Source organism: Shewanella sp. DNRA4, from assembly GCF_012843185.1.
Lineage (GTDB): Bacteria > Pseudomonadota > Gammaproteobacteria > Enterobacterales > Shewanellaceae > Shewanella > Shewanella xiamenensis.
Map to the genome: position 1 here is coordinate 159,342 of NZ_JABAIP010000014.1, position 6,545 is coordinate 165,886.

At 45.3% G+C, this 6,545-nt stretch carries 6 protein-coding genes; 3 read left to right on the forward strand and 3 right to left on the reverse strand.

Going from position 1 to position 6,545, the window contains the following annotated elements; all coding sequences use genetic code 11:
• Positions 1-222 precede the first annotated feature (222 nt).
• A complete protein-coding gene (locus HG547_RS16250; RefSeq protein WP_169548401.1) occupies positions 223-2,304 on the reverse strand; it encodes a TonB-dependent receptor in 2,082 nt (693 codons plus the stop codon).
• Between the two features lie 456 nt (positions 2,305-2,760).
• On the opposite strand from HG547_RS16250, the gene HG547_RS16255 reads away from it, so the two are divergent.
• Complete coding sequence (locus HG547_RS16255) at positions 2,761-3,561, forward strand: hypothetical protein (RefSeq protein ID WP_169548402.1); 801 nt, start codon at positions 2,761-2,763, stop codon at positions 3,559-3,561.
• Between the two features lie 34 nt (positions 3,562-3,595).
• Here the strand turns inward: HG547_RS16255 and HG547_RS16260 are convergent, their stop codons facing one another.
• Both HG547_RS16260 and HG547_RS16265 read right to left on the reverse strand, forming a co-directional pair.
• Positions 3,596-4,546 carry a hypothetical protein gene (locus HG547_RS16260; RefSeq protein WP_169548403.1) on the reverse strand — a complete coding sequence of 317 codons (951 nt, stop codon included), beginning with the start codon at positions 4,544-4,546 and terminating at the stop codon, positions 3,596-3,598.
• A gap of 1 nt (position 4,547) precedes the next feature.
• Positions 4,548-4,904 carry a helix-turn-helix transcriptional regulator gene (locus HG547_RS16265; protein WP_037414271.1) on the reverse strand — a complete coding sequence of 119 codons (357 nt, stop codon included), beginning with the start codon at positions 4,902-4,904 and terminating at the stop codon, positions 4,548-4,550.
• Positions 4,905-5,210: 306 nt separating this feature from the next.
• Between HG547_RS16265 and HG547_RS16270 the strand changes: the two genes are divergently transcribed.
• Positions 5,211-5,804: an excalibur calcium-binding domain-containing protein gene (locus HG547_RS16270; protein WP_169548404.1), complete on the forward strand. Its 594-nt coding sequence runs from the start codon at positions 5,211-5,213 to the stop codon at positions 5,802-5,804.
• A 219-nt stretch (positions 5,805-6,023) separates the two neighbouring features.
• Positions 6,024-6,371: a thioredoxin family protein gene (locus HG547_RS16275; RefSeq protein WP_169548405.1), complete on the forward strand. Its 348-nt coding sequence runs from the start codon at positions 6,024-6,026 to the stop codon at positions 6,369-6,371.
• Positions 6,372-6,545: the final 174 nt, after the last annotated feature.

Below are 6,545 nucleotides of genomic sequence, written 5' to 3' on the forward strand. Positions count from 1 at the left end.
CCAATTTTAGTATTGAGTGTTTGAGGGTATCCACTTGAAGGGCACTGACATCCTCAATGTCTAACATGACTAACTATCTTGATTTTAAAAATATTTTATTTGAGTTAGATATCGAAATGATGATGTTAAACAGAATAGATACGCTAAGTTTATCCTAGGTGCGGAACAAACTTAGCGTATCGGTTGGCGCTAGCAATGATCACTCAAGAATGGTCACTCAAGTTAGAAACGATAACTGACACTCACCCGTACCATACGCGGCTCAACGGGATGATAATGCAAGTCTTCCACGCCTTCAGCTGGCTCACCCGCTAGACGAGACTCGTAGAAATAATCGATATCGTGGTCTTTGCTATCAAATATATTCAATAGCTCCAGCTTAGTATCGAAGCCCGATAACTGATAACCCAGGGCAAGGTTCACTAAAGTGGTGTCATCGGCTTTATGCTCATCAAAACTATCGAGAATTCGCTCACCTAAATATCTCAGCCTGACACTGGTATACCAACCATCGCCATCGGGACGATAGGTAATGCCCGCACTGCCAACAAAGGGCACGGCACCATCGACATATTTGCCTTCATCGAGTTCATTTTCGGTAAAACGGGCACGGGTCCAGGCCAGTTCCATATCTAAGCTCACATCATCGTTAAGCCAATAATAGGCCGTGATTTCAGCGCCGTAACGCTCAGAGGCGCGGCTTGGTTCGGTATTGCCCGCATCGCCAACGAAGAGTAGTTCAGAGTCGAGTTCCAAATACCAAAGCGCGGCAGAGAAGTTAATAAAGTCGCGATCATAGTATTTGACCCCAAACTCGCCACCATTGGATCGCACTAACAAATCGACCTTTTCAACCGGATCGCCCGTGACTGGGTCGACCTTAATGGTTGCGCCGCGGGCATCGTTAGAATGCAATCCTTGCCCCGCATTCATATAGAGTTCCAGATTATCGTTCACTAGGTAGGAAGCGCCCGCCTTTAAGCTCAACATACCATCGGAAGCATCACCGCTGTTGAGGGGATTATCACTATCGACCTGCACATCGAAATAGTCGTATCTCAAGCCTAAATTCAAACGCCATTGGTCAGCAGGCAACCACTCCAGCTTGCCAAACAATCCCGTAGAGAGTTCCTGCACTTCATCGAGTCTCACAGTGCTGAGGCGTTCCCGTGCTTTGGTGTTATATAAACCCACGGCACCAATATCGTCGTAACGTACATCGGCACCTAGACTGTAATTGATTTGTGTCCCCGCCAGACTCATTTGCCAGTCGCGTTTAATATCGCCGCCCCAAATGGTGCGCTCATCGACCTGCTCAAATTCATCGCCATTGATGGGATCGTTTAAGAAGTAAGTAAAGTTTGAAAACAGATCCATGGTTGAGCGGATGGCATAGGCATTGGCCTGCCAGTTGCCAGCGTCATAATTCGCTGAAATGCTATAACGACTGGCCTCACCGCCCACATCGGTGTCGAGTGAACCGTAAAAATCAATCAGCCCAGACTCCACCGCCCGCGCCGGAATTTGATCCGCCGAATTCCAGCTATTGTCGTAGGCCATCATAGTGAGGCTAAAGTCCCCGCCATTAAGCTTGGTAAGATAGCGACCAACCACATTGACCTTGCTGACATCCTCCTTAATATCACTCCAAGGACCATCGTAAGCCTGTAATTCTGTTCCTAAAATAAATCGGCCGGCGTCGGTCTTCATATCCTGAGTCGCCACCAGCCGTTGATAACCGTATTCACCTAAGGTCACCCCAACTTGGCGATAAGCGAGTTCATCGGCGAGCAGAATTTGCGCCGCACCCGCGCCAGAAAAGTCTGCCACTTCAGGATAATAAGCTCCTTTGGCATAACGTATTTCCCCTAACAGCTCGGGGATTAAAAAGTTAAGATCCGTATACCCTTGCCCATGCCCGTGAGTCCGCATATTGACCGGCATACCTTCGACGCGAGTATTAAAATCTGTGCCATGGTCTAAGTTAAAGCCACGCAGAAAATACTGATTCGCCTTACCCGAACCACTGTGCTGAGTGACTATCATCCCGGGGACAAACTCAAGGATCTCCCCCGTGCGCAGCAGCGGGCGACTCTCGATCTCCGCCGCACCCACTATCCCTTCAGACGCCGAAGTACTATGGCCTAAGGTATTAATTTGCCTGCCACGCACTTCTAAACGCTCGATTTTATCCAGATCATCAGCAAGTGCTGTGGCCGATAAGCCGCTAAGTGGCAATAAACATAGGCCAGTTAAATAGGCTTTAGCTGACCGTGTTTTTAAAACGTGTTGTTTTAGTTTCATTGAGTGTTTCCCGAGTCAACGAGTTGATGACGCGGATTTAACACTGTCTTCACAGCACAAAAGCGGATCTAGCTCAAACTCCAGTGAGAGAAAAATCGCCAACGACATTTATCTGTCAAATTTATGTGCTGAGTCGCACATTTTTATCAACAAAAGGACAATTTGTCCGCCATCAGATCACATTTTGTTGCCGATATTGAGGTTTTTCACCGTTCGAAGAACAAGGGAGAATAAAGCTAAGCCAGTGAATTAGGATGGCTATACTCTATATAACCAGAGCTCACTATGCGTACGACAGAGTGCCTTGATATGCGCAAAAATCTGCGCATTCAGTCAGAAAAAATTTTTCTTTTCAAAATAATCATTTATAGCATTTATTTAGTTTGTTGAGTTTAGATTTTTCGACACTCGTTACCCCGAGTTCAGGTTATATAGTCAATATTAAAGGGAGTGAGCATGCCGTTTAGGAACCTTGCGGGTATATCCAATATATTAATTGGAATCGTCTTTTGCTTAAGCGCCCAAGCGAGTGAAACCACACCGTCGCCAACAGCGGCGAGTGTAACGGATAAACCCATATTTACTATGGCGTTTTATGAGGATCCTGAACATAGCTTTTACTTTAAATGGGCCGAACTCATTTACAGCCATGCCTTAGACCAACTGGGTTATCAATTTAGTTATGAACTCGTACCCGCAATTCGAGCCAGCAAAATGCTGGAGTCAGGTAAAGTCGATGGCGAACCCGGTAGAGTGTTCACCTATGGCGATAAAGTACAACATGTGATTAGGGTTGAAGAACCCATTATCGAAACACATTTAATCGCCTTTAGTAATAATCCGAATATCAAGCTTACTGATTGGCAATCACTAACCACAGCAGACTATAAGGTTGAATATTACCGAGGCATATTGCGAGTAGAACAAATCCTTACAGCGCTTATCCCAGAAACGCGGCTTAGTGAATCATCTTCACCCATTAACTCATTTCGAAAATTACTTCACGGCCGGATAGATATCTACATCGATTCAGAAATAAGTTCACAACTCCTTCAGCAAACTCCTGAGTTTAAAGACGGCCTAATAAAACCAATAGCGACATTAGAGGCAATCACAAGCTATGGGTATTTAAACGAGCGCCATAGCCAACTGGCCATAAACCTCGCTGCACAACTCAAAAAAATGAAGCAGCAAGGTTTATTTGAACTGTACAAGCAACAAGCGCAAGCAAGTATTAGCAGTAAGCAAAACAAATAATCCCTCACCACGAATCACGCCACGATTTAAGCCTCTAGCTTGCAGTTAACTTTCGCCACCTCAACAGATCACGGATACATTCATAACTGGGGAATAATGCGGTAATCAACAGGACATGGCTTAACCATTTATCTAACTGTTCTACTGTAAAAAGACCATTTAAGTCAGATCCTTGAACCTGTAACAATGGCGAGTTAAACGCCAGAAAAACAAGCAATAACGCATAGGCTAGATTCATCCCCATATTCGTTAGCAATAATGTTGCCGTCCACACCTGACGGCGCAGTTGCCAAAGACTATTGAAAATAGACAGCAAGATAATGGGGCTAAACCATTGCAGCAATTGCTGTACATTAACACTGAAGATAACTGAACGTGCCGCCAGTTGCTCGGCGCTCATCCAGACACTATTCCAAATTACCAAGAGTAAAAAAAGATAAGTCGCTAGATCGAAAAACACATCACTAAAGCGGATTTGCTGCCAAGAAGGCACCACTTTGGGCAGTTGTTGCGGTTGCCAGTCTTTACTACAGCCAGCGGAAATTGATTTTCCCTGAATTGAAAAACTCCAAAATGACAACACAATTACGGTAAATGCAAAGCAAGCATCACCGATAAAGCCGTGGACAATATGCAGCAGAAATCCTAATAAACTCCCTTCAGTCGCACCAAGCCATTGGGTCGCCCCACCAATCACCTGCAATACAAATAAGACGCCCAGTACCATATACAAGGTGTACTTAAACAAAGAGATATCTTCATTAGCCACTATGGGGCTTGGTGGCACAAATTGCCAGGCGACCAGTGCCGGATGTCCCATTTGCTTTAACACTGCGGCGATTTGTGATTCCGACAGCTCACCCTGTTCAGCAAGGGCATCCAATTGATCACAGATATTAGCTTTGAGTTCACGACTAATTTCCTGACGTTTATCTTCGGGCAATTCCCGTTGCACAGCGGCAATATAACGGTCAACTAATTCCATATCAGTTTTCCTCTGTATTCTCATCGGTAACCTGCCCTAGCAAAAATGCCAAGGCACCATTAAGTTGCTGCCATTCCTCGGTTAGTTGGCTAAGTAGCTCAGCCCCCGATGATGACAATTGATAGTAACGGCGTTCGCGTCCTTCAGCCTGTCGCCACTCACTTTCTAACAATCCCTGCTCGGCTAAACGGCGCACTAAGGGATACAGCGTTCCCTCGTCGATATCGATACCGCCGTCCTGCAACTGTTTGCGAAGCGAATAACCATAATGGGGTTGTTTTAACAATCCCAATACCGCCAACACTAATACGCCACGGCGTAACTCGAGTCGCATTTTGACTAGCTGTGAACTTGTCATACTCAATTCCTATTGATTAACACTGTGCCGTACATACTATGTGGCACACAGCAAATACTATGCGACACACAGTAATATGGCAAGTTTTTAGCGCAAAATTTAGTCAAAACGGTTTGGTGATTTGTTTTTCAAATCACATAAACCACAAGGTACTGAGGCAATCGCCGCGCACAAAGCAAAGTGCATCAATCGCGATGCCACCCAGATACAAATTGCCAAAAGGCTGTAACTTGAGTAACTTAGCTAGCAGCCTTTTATGCAAGTAAATCCAGTTAGGCGCAGAATCAACTCATAAGGAAACAATCAATGCTCATGGAGAGAGGCGTACTAGTACGCTGGAACGATGAAAAGGGCTTTGGCTTTATTCAGCCAGATCAAAGCGGTGCTCGTGATGTGTTTATCCATATCTCAGTGCTTAAGAAGATGGCGCGAAAACCGAAAGTCGGCGATAGCATTTTATACCAAACAGAAGTCCAGAATGACGGCAAAATTAAAGCTGTAATCGCTTCAATAGAGGGCGTTGCGGTACAGGCAGCAACCCCCACATCAGCAGCCGCAAGCCGAACGCCGCAGGTCAATCGAGGCAATAAAAGCACCAACAACACTCAGTCATCATTCAACCGTTTGATTTCACTTTTATTACTTGTTGCACTCGCAGGATTTGGCTATAAGGAATTTCAACAACGGCAAGAAACTATTGTTGAGGAAAAGCCAGCCGCTTATTCCGAAGTACAATCTCCAAGAACAGTCGAACCTCAATTTCACTGTGAAGCAGGTAAAACCCATTGCAGCCATATGCGCTCCTGTGCCGAAGCGACCTTTTACATTCAAAATTGCCCCAACACGCAAATGGATGGTGATGGCGATGGTATCCCCTGCGAGCGCCAATGGTGTAGCTAATCCATTTTGTAACGAGGTAAAGCAAAAATGATAAATAAGCTTTCACATTGGATCGATAAACTCAGCGGAACACAAATAGCAGGGGTAATAGTATTCGGCATTATCATACTGACGGTGGGTCTATTTTTCGTAGGCTCATTTATCGGCAGTAGTGCCGTAAAATGGGGATTAATTCCGTGATACTCTGCCTGTAAAACCCCAAATTCGATAGGATTGTCCATGCCGACTGCCGTTATCCACACCCTTGAAACACCTGAGCAACTGGATGCCATACTAAAGCAAAATCCAGCGGTATTACTGCTATTTGGTGCGCCAAGTTGTGGGGTATGTCAGGTACTAAAACCGCAAATCGCCGCTATGCTAGCGGAGGATTTTCCCCAAATGCAGTTAGTCTATATCGACTGTGAGGCTCACCTAGAGCTTGCCGCGAGATACAATGTCTTTAGTCTGCCCGTGGTAGAAACAATATTTTATGGCAAAAGCTTTGCGCGCTTTTCGAAGGTGTTTTCCCTCGGCGATCTCAAAGGAGCGATTGCCCGCCCCTATAAATTACTGAATGCAGAATAACTGTCACCAAGTAATAAAGAATCATACTGAAAAGGCAGCTAACACATCGGTGTACAGCCTTTTCTAAAACATTTATGCCCCAAAGTGTGTTTCGGCTCGTTAGCTCAATCGAAAATTCCCACACCTGCTGCCATACAAATTCTCATCTATTTGCCTATGTTTGGCCTTACCAGA

Bases quoted from the DNA above. Each gene is read 5' to 3' on its own strand.
- HG547_RS16250 (WP_169548401.1), bottom strand. From the start codon at position 2,304: ATGAAACTAAAACAACACGTTTTAAAAACACGGTCAGCTAAAGCCTAT.
- HG547_RS16255 (WP_169548402.1), top strand. From the start codon at position 2,761: ATGCCGTTTAGGAACCTTGCGGGTATATCCAATATATTAATTGGAATC.
- HG547_RS16260 (WP_169548403.1), bottom strand. From the start codon at position 4,546: ATGGAATTAGTTGACCGTTATATTGCCGCTGTGCAACGGGAATTGCCC.
- HG547_RS16265 (WP_037414271.1), bottom strand. From the start codon at position 4,904: ATGACAAGTTCACAGCTAGTCAAAATGCGACTCGAGTTACGCCGTGGC.
- HG547_RS16270 (WP_169548404.1), top strand. From the start codon at position 5,211: ATGCTCATGGAGAGAGGCGTACTAGTACGCTGGAACGATGAAAAGGGC.
- HG547_RS16275 (WP_169548405.1), top strand. From the start codon at position 6,024: ATGCCGACTGCCGTTATCCACACCCTTGAAACACCTGAGCAACTGGAT.